Source organism: Streptomyces sp. NPDC006283 (assembly GCF_040613325.1).
Lineage (GTDB): Bacteria > Actinomycetota > Actinomycetes > Streptomycetales > Streptomycetaceae > Streptomyces.
Window position 1 is genome coordinate 1 of sequence record NZ_JBEXRZ010000080.1, and the last position, 17,193, is coordinate 17,193.

Annotated in this window: 13 protein-coding genes; 4 read left to right on the forward strand and 9 right to left on the reverse strand. The window is 71.2% G+C overall.

The genetic code is table 11. The features are described 5' to 3' along the window. Nucleotides 1–12: 12 nt before the first annotated feature. Both ABZ070_RS18320 and ABZ070_RS18325 read right to left on the reverse strand, forming a co-directional pair. Entirely contained in the window at nucleotides 13–336 is a 324-nt protein-coding gene (locus tag ABZ070_RS18320) for a DUF5955 family protein (RefSeq protein WP_356634986.1), read from the reverse strand. A gap of 118 nt (nucleotides 337–454) precedes the next feature. Beyond that, entirely contained in the window at nucleotides 455–2,335 is a 1,881-nt protein-coding gene (locus ABZ070_RS18325; RefSeq protein WP_356634988.1) for a protein kinase, read from the reverse strand. A 190-nt stretch (nucleotides 2,336–2,525) separates the two neighbouring features. Here ABZ070_RS18325 and ABZ070_RS18330 point away from each other — a divergent pair, with 190 nt between their 5' ends. Both ABZ070_RS18330 and aceB read left to right on the forward strand, forming a co-directional pair. Then, nucleotides 2,526–3,140, forward strand: coding sequence for a nucleotidyltransferase family protein (locus tag ABZ070_RS18330; protein WP_356634990.1), 615 nt, complete (start codon nucleotides 2,526–2,528; stop codon nucleotides 3,138–3,140). Between the two features lie 236 nt (nucleotides 3,141–3,376). Then, complete coding sequence (aceB, locus tag ABZ070_RS18335) at nucleotides 3,377–4,999, forward strand: malate synthase A (RefSeq protein ID WP_356634992.1); 1,623 nt, start codon at nucleotides 3,377–3,379, stop codon at nucleotides 4,997–4,999. A gap of 94 nt (nucleotides 5,000–5,093) precedes the next feature. On the opposite strand, the gene ABZ070_RS18340 is transcribed toward aceB, so the two are convergent. The 6 genes from ABZ070_RS18340 to ABZ070_RS18365 all read right to left on the reverse strand — a co-directional run bounded on the left by ABZ070_RS18340 (nucleotide 5,094) and on the right by ABZ070_RS18365 (nucleotide 13,359). Continuing rightward, complete coding sequence (locus tag ABZ070_RS18340; protein ID WP_356634994.1) at nucleotides 5,094–6,953, reverse strand: hypothetical protein; 1,860 nt, start codon at nucleotides 6,951–6,953, stop codon at nucleotides 5,094–5,096. Next, nucleotides 6,950–8,245: a P-loop NTPase fold protein gene (locus ABZ070_RS18345; RefSeq protein ID WP_356634996.1), complete on the reverse strand. Its 1,296-nt coding sequence runs from the start codon at nucleotides 8,243–8,245 to the stop codon at nucleotides 6,950–6,952. The genes ABZ070_RS18340 and ABZ070_RS18345 overlap by 4 nt, the downstream gene beginning before the upstream one ends. Nucleotides 8,246–8,406: 161 nt before the next feature. Further along, nucleotides 8,407–11,028: an MXAN_6230/SCO0854 family RING domain-containing protein gene (locus tag ABZ070_RS18350; protein ID WP_356634998.1), complete on the reverse strand. Its 2,622-nt coding sequence runs from the start codon at nucleotides 11,026–11,028 to the stop codon at nucleotides 8,407–8,409. Between the two features lie 143 nt (nucleotides 11,029–11,171). Continuing rightward, on the reverse strand, nucleotides 11,172–11,843 hold the full coding sequence (locus ABZ070_RS18355) for a TetR/AcrR family transcriptional regulator (RefSeq protein WP_356635000.1): 672 nt from the start codon (nucleotides 11,841–11,843) through the stop codon (nucleotides 11,172–11,174). Between the two features lie 12 nt (nucleotides 11,844–11,855). Beyond that, complete coding sequence (locus ABZ070_RS18360; protein WP_356635002.1) at nucleotides 11,856–12,320, reverse strand: hypothetical protein; 465 nt, start codon at nucleotides 12,318–12,320, stop codon at nucleotides 11,856–11,858. A 94-nt stretch (nucleotides 12,321–12,414) separates the two neighbouring features. Then, a complete protein-coding gene (locus ABZ070_RS18365) occupies nucleotides 12,415–13,359 on the reverse strand; it encodes a helix-turn-helix domain-containing protein (RefSeq protein ID WP_356635004.1) in 945 nt (314 codons plus the stop codon). Between the two features lie 100 nt (nucleotides 13,360–13,459). Between ABZ070_RS18365 and ABZ070_RS18370 the strand changes: the two genes are divergently transcribed. After that, a complete protein-coding gene (locus tag ABZ070_RS18370; protein WP_356635006.1) occupies nucleotides 13,460–14,488 on the forward strand; it encodes a saccharopine dehydrogenase NADP-binding domain-containing protein in 1,029 nt (342 codons plus the stop codon). Nucleotides 14,489–14,497: 9 nt separating this feature from the next. Here the strand turns inward: ABZ070_RS18370 and metG are convergent, their stop codons facing one another. Then, a complete protein-coding gene (metG, locus tag ABZ070_RS18375) occupies nucleotides 14,498–16,063 on the reverse strand; it encodes a methionine--tRNA ligase (protein ID WP_356635008.1) in 1,566 nt (521 codons plus the stop codon). Nucleotides 16,064–16,692: 629 nt separating this feature from the next. Here metG and ABZ070_RS18380 point away from each other — a divergent pair. After that, entirely contained in the window at nucleotides 16,693–17,193 is a 501-nt protein-coding gene (locus tag ABZ070_RS18380) for a SigE family RNA polymerase sigma factor (protein WP_356635010.1), read from the forward strand.

Consider the following 17,193-nt stretch of genomic DNA (forward strand, 5'->3'; position numbering starts at 1 on the left):
CTCGGCCAACCGTCAGGTGTGGTGACGCGGCGGAGTCTCGCCGAAGAGGTCCACGGCGGTGCGCACCTGCATGAGGGCGGGCGAGAGTGCGCTCACCGATCCGATCGCGCCCGCGATCAGCAGCAGGGAACGGCGCATCCGTGGAATCTCCGGATTGCCCGCGGCGACCATCGCCGCCAGCACGGCCAGTTCGTCCTCTGCGATCCCCCGGTCGCTGAACTCGGCCGGATGTCCTGCCAGTTCACGGCGGAGCCGCGCAACAGCAGCTCGTAACTCCGCCGCCCTCGGGTCCTCGCCGCTCCCTGCCACCCGCGTCTGCCCCACGCTCCGCAACAAAGCCCAGCCCCTCGCACGTCCCTGTCCCCGCCCGACGCCCCGCGGCGGGGAACCCACCGCGGGGTGCGGGCCAGTAAACGCCATGCGGCCCGCGAGGCGCCAGCATGGGGACAAGAATTCAGTCGGAGGGCTGTACGGAGTCGATCGCTCCGCGCCAGAGCGTCACATCGAGCGAGATGTAGTGGCTGGGGTCGTTCGCGGGCGACTTCCCCTGGAACGTCACCAGGCCCACGTTTCCGGACTCGCTCAGAACGCAGAACTTCGCGCCCTTCGACAGGTTGTCGACGTCGAACTGCGTGGCGAAGCGGGTCTCGCTGCGGCAGGTCGCCAGGTCGGCGGTCTGGCCGGTGCGCAGCAGGACGAGCTTGGCGTTCCTTGCCTCGATGGTGCTGATGAGGTGCTCGTACTCAAAGTCCAGGCTGCCGCCGTCCTCGGACGAGACGGGCTTGACCGGATCGTGGCCGAGGTTGATGCCGTAGTCGTCCGTCACGTCGAGGCCGGTGAACGTCTCGGGCGTCGGATCCGGCACCGGCTCGTTCGGCTGCGTGTCCACGGTGTCGCCGCTCTCGTCGTCGCCCGACGGAGTGGTGGCCGGTGTGGAGCCCTGCTTGTCGTTGCCGCTCTCGCCCTGCCCCTGGCTCTGCTTGTCCTTGTCCTTGTCGCCGCCGGACAGCGCGAGATAGGCCCCGCCGCCCACGGCGCCGCCCAGCACCAAAGTGGCCACGACGGCGATCGCGAGGTTGCGCGCCGTCTTCTTCTTGGGAGCGGCGGCAGGCGCGAGCGGTCCGGTGACGTACGGGGTGGGACCGCTGTGCTGCGGGTGGCCGGCCGTCTGCGGATAGCCGTATCCCGTCGGCGTCTGCGGTGCGGCCGCCTGGGGGTAGCCGTACGTCGGCTGCGGGTGCGCCGGAACCTGACCCTGCGGGTAGGCGGGCTGCGTGGGCGGGTGCGCCCCGGGACCGAAACCGGGCGGCGGGGTCGACGGCCCCGCGTGCGCGGTGGGCATGTGGGTGGGTGCCCCGGACGGGTTCGTCGCGGCGGCCGCGGCGACCGGCGGCTGCCCCGCGGGCGGCGTCGCGGGCGGGGCGGGCGCGGCCTTGCGGGTGGTGATCTCGGCGGCCACCACGCTCGGCAGCCACTCCTCCGGGCGGCGCAGCACCGTCTCGCCGTTGGCGGTCTGACAGATGCTCAGGATCTCGGCCACCGAGGGCCGTCCGTCCGGCTCCTTGACCATGCAGCGTGTCACCAGCTCGCGCAGCTGCTCGGGGAGTTCGCCGAGGTCGGGCTCCTCGTGCACGATCCGGTAGAGCACACCGTGCGAGGTGCCCTCGCCGAACGCCGCCCGGCCGGTGGCCGCGTACGCGGCGATCTGGCCGAGCGCGAAGATGTCGGTGGCGGCGGTGACATGGCTGCCGGCCGCCTGCTCGGGGGCCATGAAGGAGGGCGTTCCGATGGTGACACCGCTGCTGGTGAGCGACGTGGCGTCGGCGGCGCGGGCGATGCCGAAGTCGATGACGCGCGGCCCGTCGGCGGCGAGCAGGACGTTGGCCGGCTTGAGGTCGCGGTGGACGATGCCCGCGCCGTGGATGACGTGCAGCGCCTCCGCGACACCGGCGACCAGCAGCAGCACGGTCTCCACGGGCAGCTTGCCGTGCGTGGCGACGGCGTCCGCGAGGGAGGGACCGGGGACGTAAGCAGTGGCGAGCCAGGGCTGTTCGGCCTCGGCGTCGGCGTCGATGACCGGCGCGGTGAACAGTCCCTGCACCCGCTGGGCGGCCTGTACTTCCTGGGCGAACCGGCGGCGGAACTCCGCGTCCTGGGCGAAGTCGGGCCGGATCACCTTGATCGCGACGGCCCGGCCACCGGGCGTGTAGGACAGATAGACCTTGCCCATGCCGCCGGCTCCGAGGCGAGCGGCGAGCTTGTATCCGGCGACGTTCTTCGGGTCGTCCTCGCCCAGTGGCTGAAAGACCGTTCCCTGCTGTGCGCGGCCACTCATCGACTCTTGTCCCCCATGGCAAACCTCATTATTGAAAGTGCACCTTATCCAAGGTCGCACCCAGCTCTCCACGTCGGACGACGTGCACTGTGCGGGTGGTTGCAGATTGCCGTGGACAACCCTCGTCCGGCGCAGCGCGACGACCGCCGCGCGGCCGTGCATTCGCCCGCTTATGGGATAGGGAGTCCTCATGCCATCACCCCGGAAGCCTTCAGACCGTCAAGAGCCCGTTGTCGCCGGATTGTTGCTCGCGGCAGGCGGCGGGCGACGGCTCGGCGGGCGGCCCAAGGCGCTGCTGGAGCACCACGGCAGGCCGCTCGTCGAGTACGCCGTGCGGACGCTGCGGGAGGGCGGCTGCGAGCCGGTGCATGTGGTGCTGGGCGCGGCGGCGGACCGCGTACGCGAGGAGGCGGAGCTGTCGGGGTGCATTGTGCGGGACAACCCGGCGTGGGAGGAGGGGATGGGCTCCTCCCTGCGGGTGGGTCTCGCGTCGCTCGGCTCCGCGGACGCCGCCCTGGTCCTCCTTGTGGACCAGCCGGGCATCGGCGCCGAGGCGGTGGCGCGGGTCCGTGCGGCGTACCGGTCCCGCTCGTCGCTGGCGGCGGCGGCGTACGGGGGGCGGCGCGGGCATCCGGTGCTCTTCGGCGCGGACCGCTGGGCGGACATCTCGGCGGGCGCGACGGGCGACCGGGGCGCCCGCACGTACCTGAAGGAGCATGCCGACGCGATCACGCTGGTCGAGTGCGGCGACGTGGCGGAGGAGTACGACATCGACACGCCCGACGATCTACGCCACCTTGGGTGAGCGGCGTGGCACGGTGCGCCATGTTCTGTCGACCCGGAGAATCTCGATATCAACAAACCATTGAACTTCCACCATGCGGTAACTACTATCCACTGATCAGAAGCGCCTAATCGTTCGAACGGCGCCCCACGGCCGTACCTCGGAGCCTGGCACTGAGTGCCGTTCACCGGTGTCCCGGCGGCCGCACGGCGCCGCGAGGCATCACCCGTGAAGCTCGCTGAAGGAAGTGACAGCTCATGTCCGCACCAGCGCCGTCCTCGCCGGCCATCGTCGAAGCCGGGCCCCTGCCCCGGCAGGAAGAGGTCCTCACCGAGGCGGCACTCGCGTTCGTCGCGGAACTGCACAGGCGTTTCACCCCGCGCCGTGACGAGCTGCTCGCCCGCCGGGCCCAGCGCCGCGCCGAGATCGCCCGCACCTCCACGCTGGACTTCCTCCCGGAGACCGCGGCGATCCGCACGGACGACTCCTGGAAGGTCGCCCCCGCCCCGGCGGCCCTCGACGACCGCCGCGTGGAGATCACCGGACCCACCGACCGCAAGATGACCATCAACGCCCTGAACTCGGGCGCCAGGGTCTGGCTCGCCGACTTCGAGGACGCGTCCGCCCCGACCTGGGAGAACGTCGTCCTCGGCCAGCTCAATCTCATCGACGCGTACGAGCGCCGGATCGACTTCACCGAACCGAAGTCCGGCAAGTCCTACGCTCTGCGGCCCGCCGGGGAGCTCGCGACCGTCGTGATGCGCCCCCGCGGCTGGCACCTCGCCGAGCGCCACCTCACCGTGGACGGCACCCCCGTCCCCGGCGCCCTGGTGGACTTCGGCCTGTACTTCTTCCACAACGCCGAGCGCCTGCTCGACCTCGGCAAGGGGCCGTACTTCTACCTGCCGAAGACGGAGTCGCACCTCGAGGCCCGTCTGTGGAACGACATCTTCGTCTTCGCCCAGGACTACGTCGGCATCCCCCAGGGCACGGTCCGCGCCACCGTTCTGATCGAGACGATCACGGCCGCCTACGAGATGGAGGAGATCCTCTACGAGCTCCGCGACCACGCCTCGGGCCTCAACGCCGGCCGCTGGGACTACCTCTTCTCCATCGTCAAGAACTTCCGTGACGCCGGCGAGAAGTTCGTGCTCCCGGACCGCAACGCGGTGACGATGACGGCCCCGTTCATGCGCGCGTACACCGAACTCCTGGTCCGCACCTGCCACAAGCGCGGCGCCCACGCGATCGGCGGCATGGCGGCCTTCATCCCCTCCCGCCGCGACGCCGAGGTCAACCGCGTGGCGTTCGACAAGGTCAAGGCCGACAAGGACCGTGAGGCCGGCGACGGCTTCGACGGCTCCTGGGTCGCGCACCCGGACCTGGTCCCGATCGCGATGGCCTCCTTCGACGCGGTCCTCGGCGACAAGCCCCACCAGAAGGACCGCCTGCGCGAGGACGTCTCGGTCGCGGCCGGCGACCTGATCGCCGTCGACTCCCTGGACGCCCGGCCCACCTACGAGGGCCTGCGCAACGCCGTCCAGGTCGGCACCCGTTACATCGAGGCCTGGCTGCGCGGCCTCGGCGCGGTGGCCATCTTCAACCTCATGGAGGACGCCGCGACGGCGGAGATCTCCCGCTCCCAGATCTGGCAGTGGATCAACGCGGGCGTCGTCTTCGAGAACGGCGAACGCGCCACCCCGGACCTCGTGAAGAAGGTCGCGGCGAAGGAACTGGCCGCGATCCGCGAGGAGATCGGCGAGGAGGCGTTCGCGTCCGGCAACTGGCAGCAGGCGCACGACCTGCTGCTGAAGGTGGCGCTGGACGAGAACTACGAGGACTTCCTCACGCTGCCCGCGTACGAGCAACTGGTCGGCTGACCCGCTCCTCCGGCTTCGCACCGCCCCCGGTACCGCACAGCACCGGGGGCGGTGTGCTGTGCGGGGCCGGGGACGAACGGTTGTGGGTGACGTCCTAGAAGATCAGCTCCTCGATCTCCCGGATCCGATCGAGCAGTTGGCCTCGGATGTGCTCCCTGATGGTGCCCAGCTGGTCGTCGACGTGTTCCTGGCCCAGCGACAGCGCCTCGATCTCCCTGACCATCTTCTGTTGTGCCCGCCTGCTGAGCAGCAGGAGCGCCGGCGGGGCGCCCCACTTCAGGGCGGCCTGGGCCATCTGCACGGCCGGATGCCCCGGAGCGCGCGGCTGCAGCGGGTTCAGAGACCGCTGCTGCTGCTGGAGCATCATGTTCTGGGCCCACAGGAACCACTGCTGCGTGAACCGGTTCAGCTCCCCTTCCCTGCCCACGTACCGCTGAAGCTGTTCCGTGAGGCCCTGGGCGACACCGAGCGGAAGCCGGAAGTCGAGATCGAGCGCGTCGTCCGGCACCCCGTGGTCCCGGCAGATCACGGACAGACCGCTTCCCAGCTCCTCGTTCAGCGCGATGCGGAGATCGTCGATCGCGGCTGGTTCCGGTTCCTCCTGGACGAGTTCGAGCAGTGCTTCCTGGGCGACGCCGGTGTTGCGGTGGGCGAGACGGCCTGCCTTGACATATGCGGCCAGTCTCCGCTTGAGCTGATCGAAGCCCGTCCTGATGTGCTCCGAGCACACCTCGTCGAACCGGTCGCCCTCGAGCAGTTCGGTGACCGCGTCGCGGAAACTGTCGAGACGGATCTCGGTGTGCCCGGCGAGAGCGAGCCCCTTTGCCACCGAGAAGGACGGTTCGGAGTCGTTCTCGATGGTCGCACCGGGGAAGACCTGCGCGCACAGCCGGCGGGTGAGGAGCATACGGGAGCCACCACCGGTCAGGACGATACGGTCGGGGCTGCTGGACATCTCCCGTGCCTTCTCCAGCAGTTCGCGGAACTCGTCCGCCCAGCCGCCGGGCGCCGTGATCAGTGCGGTGATCTCGAGGCCTCGGAGCCAGTCCCACGCCAGGTCGACGACCGGCTGGAACCGGGGGTTCACCCACATGTCCATGATTCCCGACAGAGAGCCGCTGCACTGGGCTTCCTTCGCGCGACGGCACGCGAGCAGGAGGAACTCCCGACCGCCGTCCTGGGCCAGCGCGTCCACGAGCTCCGCACGGTCCGCGAGGCTGTCGATCACCCGATCGGCCACTTGGCGGTCGATACTGCGGCAGCCGAAGTCCGCGCCCAGAGGCAGACTTGTGGGCTCCCCCTCACCGACGACGGTGAAGTCCGTCGTCGACGAACCGATGTCGATCACCAGCAGCGTCTGTCGCCGCATCTGCTCCCGCACGGCCCGGAACGAGAGACCGTCCGGATGCGCCGGTCGGCTCACGTGGACGAGGGCGGCCTGCGACTCCGGCAGCAGCCGCGTCCGAACCCCCCGCATCGTCAGATGCGCCGCGTAGGCACGGACCACGGACTCCTCCCAGCCGGCGGGGTGACCGACGACGAGCAGAGGCTCCAAAACGGTTCCCGTGGCGTCCGCGCCCGGCTGCCCGCCGTTCTCGTGCTCCGAGAAGAACTCCGCGAGGAACTCGGCGAGAAGCGACTGCACGAACAGCACCGGTTCCGGTGTCTCCAGACCGGTCAGCGCCGGCCCGTGCTTGAAGTTGAGGCTGAACTCCGCGGCCCCCGTGGCCGATACGGCCTCCTCACCGAGCAGTCGGCGGCGGTCGGCCGCGGAACGCGCCATCGCGGTGAGCACCGAGCGTTCACCGGTCGCCCGACGCTCGTAGATCCGGTTCTGCGCAACGCCCCCCGTCGGCGTCCACGCCAGGGTCGTCTCGCCGTCTCCGAGGTCCAGTCCGATGACAAGGCCCTCCGCCGGTGTCCCGGCGACCCTGCCCTCTCCGGCATCCGTCAAGGGGTCTCCTCGTCATTGTCACCCGCCGGTAGGCCGGTGCCGCCGCCCGTCGTGACGGTGAGCACCTCGGTCAAAGCCTCGATCTCCGTCCGGCCGGGCGGCGGCGGGAATTCGAGTCCGGCACGTCTGCTGGAGGTGGCCCGCAGCAGATCCATGAGCAGTGGGTCGTTCTCCGCCAGCTGCATCTCGTCCCGATGAAGGCCCGAGCGCTGGTTGTCGGTGGCGGCCTGGTCCATCCGGACCCACGCCTCGGGACGCCGGCTGACCATCGCGTAGAAAGCGGGATGCTGGAGCCGGATCGTGAGCAGGATCGCGGCGTGCAGCATCCGGTCCCGGCTCGGAGGGCTGTGCAGCGTCAGGGTGGTCACGGTCAGGTTCAGCGCGTTGACGAACCTGCGGACCCGCCGCGGGTTCTGCCCGTAGGCGACGCCGACGAGCTCCCAGAGGGCCGGATCGCCGCCCAGGCCGACGACCTTGTCGCGCAGGTGCCGGGCCATCGCCTCGAAGGTGACGTGCGGCAGGTGGTACGGAAATTGGATCAGCTTCTCCAGGTACTTGCGGCCCCGTTCCTGGTCCCCGTCGTAGCGCAGCGCGACGGCGTCCACCATCACGTGCTGATCCATGGCCAGCACGAAGACGCAGGAGGACTCGCCGAGAAAGAGCTTCATGGAGTCCAGGACCGTCGTCGCGGCCTGCGGAGTGCAACGGTCCAGGTCGTCGATGAGTATGATCAGCCGGCCGCCGTCGGTGTACTTGTCGACCACCTCCGCGAAGTCGAACTCGAACTGGTTGACGTGCCGGTACTCCAGCGGGTCCGTCTCGTCCCACGTCGCCTTGAAAGCGTCGGCGTCGCTCGTCGCGACCATCCCGCCGGTGAGCGGCACGACCGCCCGCCGGGCCACCAGCCAGGCCGCCGTGCGGCTCAGCGCCAGCGCCTTCCGGCGGGCTTCCTGAAGCCTGGAGCGGCGCTGCGCGTCGGAGTCCTCACTGATCTTGAGGACGATCTCGTCGAGAATGGTCTGGATGAGCGCGTGCCAGACCTCTTCGCGCTGGTCGTACTTCCATGGATTGAAGGTGACGACCGGCATCCCGCGCTCGTGCAGCAGCGAGCGGCAGATGTTGAGGAAACTGGACTTGCCGGTGCCCCACGCGCCGTAGACGGCCACACTCAGCGGCAGGTCGTGCGTGCTCTCGATCGCGTCGCACAACACCTTGGCGTGGGGCAGGAATCCGAAACGGTCACCGGCGGGATCCTTGACCGGATTATCAGTCAACAGCATCGGCTCTTGCATGGAGACATGCTGTCACCGGGCGGCCACGCTGTCAGGACATCTCGCTTATGGGTGCCGGTAAGGGTCTTTTGTCGACGGGCAGTTGATGGCATTTCAGAGGCGCGGCGGCCGTCGCCCGGCCGTCCTGCTCCTGCCGGCGTTGATGCCGCTCGCCCCGCCGGTCAGGGGGCCAGCGCCGTGACCATGTCGGCGGCGGCCAGCAGCCGCACGCGGGAGGCGTCCAGGCCCAGCGGGTGCAGGGCGAACACCTCGCCCCCGTCCGCCGGTTCGATGTCCCCGCGGAGCAGGTACGCGAGCTCGGGCCGCGCTCCGCGTTCGTACGTGTCCGTGGCCGTCACGTCCGTGTCGGGTGAGCCGATCCGTGCGGCGAAGGCGGCCACGTCCTCGCCGTCCCGCCGCCGGTAGGTGCTCCGCGAGCCGTCGGTGTGCCGCACGACGACCGTGGAGGCACGCGCCGCCGACTGCCACACCGCGAGCTCGCCGAGGCCCACCCGGGCGCCGGATGCGAACAGCTCCGTGAGCCTGTGCGCGAGCGTGGCCAGCGCGTCGGCGTGCCGCCACACGGCGTGCTGAGTACCGGTGACGCCCTTGACCACGTCCAGCCAGCGCATGCTCCTGGCCTGCACGTCGAGGACGAGCGGTACACAGGCGCGGTTGCTGCCGGTCAGGTCGAAGCGCTGCTCGACGGAGCGAGGCTCGAAGACCGGGCCGGCGTTGCCGGGACCGTCCCGCAGCATGAGCCCGGCGAAGGCTTCCGCCAGGTCGCCGAAGGGCACGTTGTTGTACGAGTACACAACGGCAACCACGTAGCGCACCCCTGCGGCGTCGAGCCGGTCCAGGTCGAGGTCGACGAACTCGCTCGCGCCGAGCGGAGGCGGCGCGTCCTGGAGGTCTCCCGAGTGCACGGCGGCAGCAGTGGCGAACCGCAGCCGGGTGTAGTCGCAGACCCCGATGTGCCGCCAGTCCGCGTCGAACATCGCGGCGGAGAGGTCGAGGTCGGTGCGCCCCGAGTCGGCGCTCTCCATCCAGTGTAGGAACAGGCGCAGCGTCCTGCCGTCCGGCACGGCCAGTTCGCTGCCGCGGGGCAGCGTCACCAGGGCGCGGGACGCGGTCCGTTCGGTGAACGGCGCGATCACCCCGTCCAGCGTCGCGTCGACCACGGCGGTCGCCACAGGAGCAGAGCGGCCGGCCCGGCGCAGGATCTCCGCCGTCAGGACGTCGACCACCGGCCGTACCAGGGCGTGCGGCAGCGCGCCCCGGTGATCGTCGGTCACATGGGCTTTCGTGCAGGCACCCTTCGGGAAGAAGACCCGCACCGTGTGGTCCCGCGTACGGGTGCGGATCGCGCCGAGCGCGGACAGCAGGACCGCCGGGGCGACCCGTGCGGCGGTTCGCTCCAGTGCCGCCACCACCGCCCGGGCACCGTCCTTGTCGTCCCCGGCATCGGCGACGCGCAACAGATGGTCGAGGCGGCGGACGAGTTCGCCGGGACGCCGTTCGAGCAGGGTGAGCGTCGTGGCGAGGTCTCCGTCGGCGAGGGCGGCTTCGAGCTGGCCTCCCCAGCCGCGGGCCGTGACCGTCGGTCCGTCGGCGTCGATGCCGTCGGCCGTCACGGCGGCCGTGCGCAGGGCGTCGGACAGGCGGTCGTCACCGAGCCGTGTGCCGCGCAGTACGGCAAAGGCGAGGGCGGCGCGCGGGAAGCGGTCCGCGTGCTCGAAGGGGTGGAGGAGCTCCGCGGCGGTGATCCAGGCACGCCGGTGCCGCCGCATGTCCTGGGCGGCCTGTGCGGGGTCGAGCGCGTCGAGGACGGACAGCAGGGCGCGGCGCAGGGGCCGGGCGACGGGGGCGAACCGCGGAATCTCCACGAGCCCGGCATCCCCGCCGGAGCGCAGCACCAGCACCCGCAGCACGTCGGTGGCGGTGTCGACGAGGCCGGCCACGACCGGAAGCGCGGCCGGCAGAGCCGCAGGGTCGGCGAGCAGCCAGGTGACGAGGCGCGCCTTCGTCTCACGGCCGGGCACGGTGGCGGGCAGCCGGCCGAGGTCGTCGCGGGAGCGTGCGCCGAGCAACGCGTCCAGGTCGTCCGCGTCCTTTGGGGACAGCGCACCGGTGCGGGCGAGCAGTACGTCCAGTTCACGTGCGGCGTCGGCCTGGCTGTCGGCGAAGTCTCCGCCGTACGTCAGCAGACGCAGCCGCTGAGGCGGCCCGCCACGGCCGGACGGCGTGCGGCGCGGACGCCGGGGGCGCAGGAAGGGATCCGCGGGGTCGATGCGCCGTTCGCACACGGGGCAGGCCGAGAAGTCCGCGCCGTCGAAGCAGGCGCCGCACACGAGATGGGCGCAGGGCGCGACGGGAACGACGGAGTCCACCGTGCCGCACAGGACGCAGGGCTGCTCCGGGCGCTGGAAGAGCACGCTGAGTACCCGCTCGACGTAATGCCCGTAGGTGTCGTGCGGCGTGCTGTCGGGAAAGTCGCGCAGCAGCGGCTCGTGCGGCCGGTCCGCGCCGAGTGCTCGGTCGATGTCATGGAGCAGCGCCCGGCCGGCACCGCCGAGGGCGCGTGCGTCGAGCGAGGCGAACGCGGCGCGCAGCGCGGGGGCCACCAGGTAGCCGCGGTCGGCGAGATCGGCTTCGATCAGTGACGCACCCCGCTCACCCGCCGGATCGGCCACCGCCCCGGCAGCCGGCAGGTAGACCGCACCCCGGCGTTCGAGGAGCACGGCGGCAAGGCTGCGCGGGCGGGCTGCGGTGGCGTTGCGGACGGTGACGATGCTGCTGGACATCTGTGGTTCTCCCCCTCCCGGGATGACCGGGTGACGCGCGGGGCGGGAAGTGAGCACGCTGTTTCATCTGAAGAAGGTGAGAAGGAAGCACACCCGAGAGCCGCCCCGCGCACGACGAACCTAACAGGGAACAGACGGGCCGATCATCTGATTTCCGGGGGCCGAGCAGGCCCTTGGACCCGATCTCGGGTGCCGCCGCCGATGGCGGGAAAGGACACTCCGAGAGCGCCCGCGGCAGCACCGGTCACCAGCAGCTCGTCGTAGGGAGCCTGGCCGGACAACGCGATCGACGTTCCCTCGATCGCGCCGACGAAGGCGAGGGCGACGACTGCGGACGGCGGGCCGTCCGCGATGGAACCCGCCTCCCGTCCGGCTTGGACGAGGTCAGCGCAGCGCTCGACCAGCTCTTGGTAGGCCAGCTCGATCTCCCGCCCGACCGGATGGTCCTGGCCGGTGAATTCGAGGCGCAGCGCGATCGCCACCCTGGCGATGTCGCGGCGGCAGAACACGGCGTGACCGCGTGCCAGGGTGAGCAGCGCGCCGACCGGATCCGACTCCTGCTCGACGAGCCGGCCCACTTCCTGGTCCCAGTTCTCCATGACCCAGGCGATCACGGCCAAGGTCAGGTCCTGCTTGTCCTTGAACAGGTGGTAGAGCGCGCCGCGGGTGTACCCGGCGTCCTTGGCCACCTGTTCGAGCACGAGGTTGCCGTAGCCGTAGCGGGACAGGCCCCGCGCGGCCGACTCGAGCAGCGCGGAACGTGTGCGCGCTCTGCGGTCGGCCTGGGTCGGCCTGGTCTGTTTCTCGTTGCGCATGCCTCGCTCCGATCAGTTGGCCGAGACCTTGCTTGCGATCAGCCGCCGGGCCGCCCAACGGTGACCGATGCCGACGACGCGCCAGACGAGTCGGGCCGGCCCGGGCCGGCGGTAGCGCAGCACGCTGGTGAACAGCCGGCGGTCCGGCTCGACCCGGCGGCCGATGAGCGCGACATGCATCAGCGGCAGGGACGCCGTCAGACGCACCACGTCGGGACCGGACTCGACGATCCGGAAACCCTCGACGTGGTCCGCCTGTTCGGCAGCCCCGCCGCGGACGCCCAGCATCCCCGCGACGCGGTCCACCCACTGCGGCGTGCCGGCCAGTCCGGCCCGCACCCACGCCTCGGGCGCGTGCGGATCCGGTTCGGGCAGCCGGAGTTCGAAGGCGTCCGCGTAGTCGTACCGCGCGGCGGCGGCGACCGGATCGGTCACTTCGACCTGCCGTACCCGCTGCACCAGTTGACTCTTGCCCATCTCGCAACCCCCTTGACGGTCCGGTCGCTCCACCATACATACATGCATGCACGTATGTAAGTCCTCGGGCCGTCGGCAGGAACAGCCGAACCGATCAGCGGGCCCGGGAGCGGAAGGTGCGGCGGTAGGTGTCGGGGGGCACGCCGACCGTGCGGTTGAAGTGGCGGCGCAGCGTCGTGGCGGTGCCCATGCCGGTGGCGGCCGCGATGGTGTCGACGCTGTCGTCGGTCTTCTCCAGCAACTCCTGGGCGTGGCAGATCCGTTGGGTCAGCAGCCATTGCAGCGGTGTGGTACCGGTCGCCGCCCTGAAGTGGCGGGTCAGGTGGCGCGAGCTCATCCGTGCCTGGCGGGCCAAGTCCTCGACCGTCAGCGACCGGTCGAGCCGTTCCAGGATCCAGGGGAAGAGGGCGGCGAGCGGGTGGTCGTCCCGGGCGGGCACCGGGGTGGTGACGAACTGGGCCTGGCCGCCTGCCCGGTGCGGTGGCACGACGAGGCGGCGGGCGACGGCGTTGGCGACCGAAGAGCCGTGGTCGAGGCGGACGAGGTGCAGGCAGAGGTCCAGCGCCGCGGCCTTTCCGGCGGACGTGAGCACGCTGCCGTTGTCCACGTAGAGCACGTCCGGGTCGACCCGCACCCGGGGGTGACGGGCGGCCAGGGCCTCGGTGTGCGCCCAGTGCGTGGTTGCGCGTTTCCCGTCGAGCAGGCCTGCGGCGGCCAGCACGAACACGCCCGTACACAGGGAGACCACACGTGCACCCGCCTCGTGGGCCGCGCGGACCGCGTCGACCAGGTCGGCGGGTGGAGCCTCGTCGACGTCGGCCCAGCCCGGGACGATCACGGTGCCGGCGTACTGGAGCCGGTCGAGCCCGGAGTCGGGCTCCAGCAGGAATCGGCCGACCGGCACGGCGACCGGCCCGCAGACGGTGACGTCGTACCAGGGGACCGTTACGCCGGCCGGGGCGGCGGCGAAGACCTCGTACGCCAGGGACAGTTCGAAGTGCAGCATCCCGTCGGTGACGGCCAGCGCGACAGTACCCATGTCGGGAATTGTACGGGTCATGTCGTTCCGGACACTCACGGTCGGGGGCTCGCCCCCGTCAGGATGGGCGCAGTCGATCATTCGAGCACAGGGAGAACCCATGGGATCGGGGCAGACGGTTACGGTGTTCGGCGCGTACGGGCACACCGGGCGCTTCGTGGTGGCGGAGCTGCGGGAGCGCGGATTCGTCCCGGTTCTCTCCGGCCGCGACGCCGGCAGGCTGCGGGCGCTGGCGGCGTCGGGCCCCGGACTCGAGGTCCGGCCCGCGTCGGTCGACGATCCCGTCTCGCTCGACCGCGCGCTGGCCGGGGCGGCGGCGGTGATCAACTGCGCCGGGCCCTTCGCGGCGACTGCCGCGCCCGTGATCGAGGCGGCCCTGCGGGCCGGGATCCCGTATGTGGATGTGGCGGCCGAAATCGAGGCCAACGCCGACACGTTCGCACACTTCACGGACCGCGCCCGCGCCGCAGGCTCGGTGGTCGTCCCCGCGATGGCCTTCTTCGGCGCCCTCGGCGACCTGCTGGCCACCGCCGCGATGGGCGACTGGACGGCGGCCGACGAGGCGCACGTCGCGTACGCGCTGAGCAGTTGGCAGCCCACCGGCGGGACGCGGTCCGCGGGCGCGGTCTCCCGGCAGCGGCGGGGCGGCGCACGCGTCGTGTACCGGAACGGGCGGCTGGACTACCGCCAGGACGAGGCGACAACCCTCGCGTGGCCCTTCCCGGCCCCGCTGGGCCCCAAGGAGGTCATCGGGGAGTTCACCATGGCCGACGTCGTCACCATCCCCAGCCACCTGCCCATCCCCGAAGTGCGCACCTACATGACGGTCGAGGCGGCCAGGGACGTGTCGGCCCCGGACACGCCGACCCCCACCGCGGTCGACGAGCAAGGGCGGTCCGCGCAGACCTTCCTCGTCGACGTCGTCGTGCGCTCCGGGGACACCGAACGGCGCGCCGTGGCGAGAGGGCAGGACATCTACGCCGTCACCGCGCCGCTCGCTGTGGAAGCGGTCGACCGCATCCTCACGGGACGGACCAGGACGGTGGGCGTCGCCTCCGCCGGCGAGATCTTCGACGCGCCCGACTTCCTCCGCGCGCTGTCCTCGCACATCTCCGTCTCGACGCACTGAAAGGTCTCGTCACTTCCCGACCCCGGGGCGCGTGGCCGGCGCGGCGCCCGCCGCCTCCCGGTCGCCGAGCCTGGGGAACAGCGGGACGGGCGGCGGGAGGACGCCGTCGACGGGGGTGCACTGGTCCGTGATCCGGGCCGCGGCCTCCGGAAGGAACGGGGCGAGCCGGTCGGCGAGGACCAAGCAGGCCGCCAGCAGAGCGCCGAGGACCTCGTCCAGCCGCTCCCCCGCACCGCGGTCCCCACTCTTCTCGGCCCGGGCGTGCACCCACGGCCTGGTGGCGTCGACGCAGCGGTTGGCCTCCTCCACGATCGTCCACACCGCGGCGGCCGCGCGCCGGAAGTCGTATGCCTCGAGGGCCGCTTCGATCTGCAGGGGGCTGTCCTCGCACGCCCGCGCAAGCCGTTCCGAGACGGGCCGGATGCCGCCTGCGGCAGCGGGGCGGCCCGCGCGGTAGCGGTGGATCATGGTCACGATGCGGTTGACGAGGTTGCCGAGGCCGCCGGCAAGGTCACTGTCTGCCCGCTGCACGAGCCGTTCCGGGGTGAAGTCGGCGTCGCCGACGCGCGGTACGTCGCGCATCAGCCACCACCGCACGGCGTCGGTGCCGTGGTCCGCGGCGAGCGCCGCGGGGTCGACGGTGTTGCCGGTGGATTTGCTGATCTTGCGGCCGTCGACGGTCAGATAATCGTGGACGAGGATGTCGGTGGGCAGCGGGAGTCCCGCCGACAGCAGCATCGCCGGCCAGTACACGGCGTGGAAGCGGATGACGCCCTTGCCCACTGCGTGGACGCGCCGGTCGCTCCCCGTCCACCACCGGTCGAACTCCGCGTCCGCCGTGCCGTATCCGAGGCTGGTCACGTAGTTGCCGAGAGCGTCCCACCACACGTACACGACCTGGTCCCGGTCGCCGGGGACGGGGATGCCCCATCCGCGGGCGCGCGTCTGGGAACGCGAGACGGAGAAGTCGTGGAGGCCGCCTTCGATGAGGCTCAGGACCTCGTTGCGGCGTGCGGCGGGCTGGATGCGCAGCCGGCCGTCGGTGATGAGTTCGCGGAGGGTGTCGGCGTAGCGAGAAAGCCGGAAGAACCAGTTCTCCTCGGCGACGGCCCGGGGAGGTGTGCCGTGTTCGGGACAGCGGCCGTCGGTGAGGTCCTCCGGAGCCCAGAACTGTTCGCAGCCAACGCAGTACAGGCCTTCGTAGTGCTTGCGGTAGAGGTCGCCCGCCTCGGCGCACCGCTGCCACAGACGTTCCACTCCGGCCCGGTGCCGGGGGTCGCTGCTGGTGCGGATGAAGTCGTCGAACGACAGCGCCAGCGGGTCCCGCAGATCGGCGAACGCCGCCGCGTTGCGGTCGACGAGCTCCTGCACGCCGATGCCCTCCGCCTCCGCCGCGAGGACGTTCTTGAGGGAGTTGTCGTCGGTTCCGGTGAGCAGCCGGACGCTGTCTCCGGCCTGCCGGCGGTGGCGCGCCAGTACGTCGGCCTGCACCAGCTCCAGGGCGAAGCCCAGGTGCGGGCGGGCGTTGACGTACGGGATGGTCGTGGTGATGTAGGTGGTACGCGGATCGGTCATGGCTCCTCCTGATGTCCCGGGGAGGGCGCCGACCCGCAAACGCGAACGAGGCCCCACCGGGGGGCCTCGGTACGTCACACGTCCGTCTCAGCAGCCCCTGTGGCGGGGCATCATCCGGAACGTGTGTGTGGTCATGGCGCGAGGCTAGCAGTGCGGCGGGCCGGTGCGCACGGTGATTTCCCCGAGCGGCGGCAGGCCGGTGCGCACGTGGATTTCCCCGGCCGCGGCGGCCGGTGCGCACTGGGGCCCCGGGCCCGCACGGGCAGCGGGGCCGAGCACGCCATGGGGTGCTCGGCATGGGGCGCAGGTCATGGGGCGCTCGGCATCGGCCGGCCGCCGGCGACGCGCCGCGGGACCGACCTCACGGACCGCTGAGGCGGCGTGCGACCCCGGCTGCGGCAGAGCCACACGGTCGCATGGGGTACGAAAGGCCCTCGGCGCACAGCATCGACCGGGCCGCCCCACCGTGTGGCGGACGGACAGCCGCTTGCCCTTCCCGTCCCGTCCCGGCTCTCCCAACGGCCGGAGGGCTCTGTGACGACCATCACTCCGCTTGTTCGCGTTGGATGTAGACCGAACATCCTGCGGCGGGCGTATGCCCCCTGAAGCAAGAGATCCGGGAGAGCGCGTTGACCGTCGAGGAGTTCGAAGATTTCTACGCCCAGAAGGTCGCCTGCCTGACGGGGCAGTTGTACGTCATGCTCGGCGACCTGCACGAGGCGCAGGATGTCGTGCAGGAGGCGTTCGTCAAAGGGTGGACCCGCCGACGGCAGCTCGACCGTGACGGCCACCCCGAGGCATGGATCCGTACGGTGGCCTGGCGTCTGGCGGTGAGCCGATGGCGGGTCCGCCGGCGTACGGCCGACGCATGGAAGCGGGGCGGCGCTCCACCGCCTCATGTCGAGGCGCCCGGCCCGGAGCAGGTCGTCCTGGTCGAAGCTCTCCGTGAGCTGCCCGCGCAGCAGCGCCGCACGCTGACCCTGCACTATCTGTGCGACCTGACCGTGGAACAGATCGCCACCGAAACAGGCCTGTCCACCAGCACCGTCAAGACTCACCTGGTCCGCGGGCGGGCCGCGCTCGCGCACCGCCTGGGGGACCCCCGCATCGAGGAGGGCCCCGATGTCTGA

Excerpts from the sequence above, each read along its gene's own strand:
- ABZ070_RS18325 (WP_356634988.1), bottom strand. The coding sequence starts at position 2,335 with ATGAGTGGCCGCGCACAGCAGGGAACGGTCTTTCAGCCACTGGGCGAG.
- ABZ070_RS18345 (WP_356634996.1), bottom strand. The coding sequence starts at position 8,245 with ATGCAAGAGCCGATGCTGTTGACTGATAATCCGGTCAAGGATCCCGCC.
- aceB (WP_356634992.1), top strand. The coding sequence starts at position 3,377 with ATGTCCGCACCAGCGCCGTCCTCGCCGGCCATCGTCGAAGCCGGGCCC.
- metG (WP_356635008.1), bottom strand. The coding sequence starts at position 16,063 with ATGACCGATCCGCGTACCACCTACATCACCACGACCATCCCGTACGTC.
- ABZ070_RS18330 (WP_356634990.1), top strand. The coding sequence starts at position 2,526 with ATGCCATCACCCCGGAAGCCTTCAGACCGTCAAGAGCCCGTTGTCGCC.
- ABZ070_RS18370 (WP_356635006.1), top strand. The coding sequence starts at position 13,460 with ATGGGATCGGGGCAGACGGTTACGGTGTTCGGCGCGTACGGGCACACC.
- ABZ070_RS18350 (WP_356634998.1), bottom strand. The coding sequence starts at position 11,028 with ATGTCCAGCAGCATCGTCACCGTCCGCAACGCCACCGCAGCCCGCCCG.
- ABZ070_RS18365 (WP_356635004.1), bottom strand. The coding sequence starts at position 13,359 with ATGGGTACTGTCGCGCTGGCCGTCACCGACGGGATGCTGCACTTCGAA.
- ABZ070_RS18360 (WP_356635002.1), bottom strand. The coding sequence starts at position 12,320 with ATGGGCAAGAGTCAACTGGTGCAGCGGGTACGGCAGGTCGAAGTGACC.
- ABZ070_RS18355 (WP_356635000.1), bottom strand. The coding sequence starts at position 11,843 with ATGCGCAACGAGAAACAGACCAGGCCGACCCAGGCCGACCGCAGAGCG.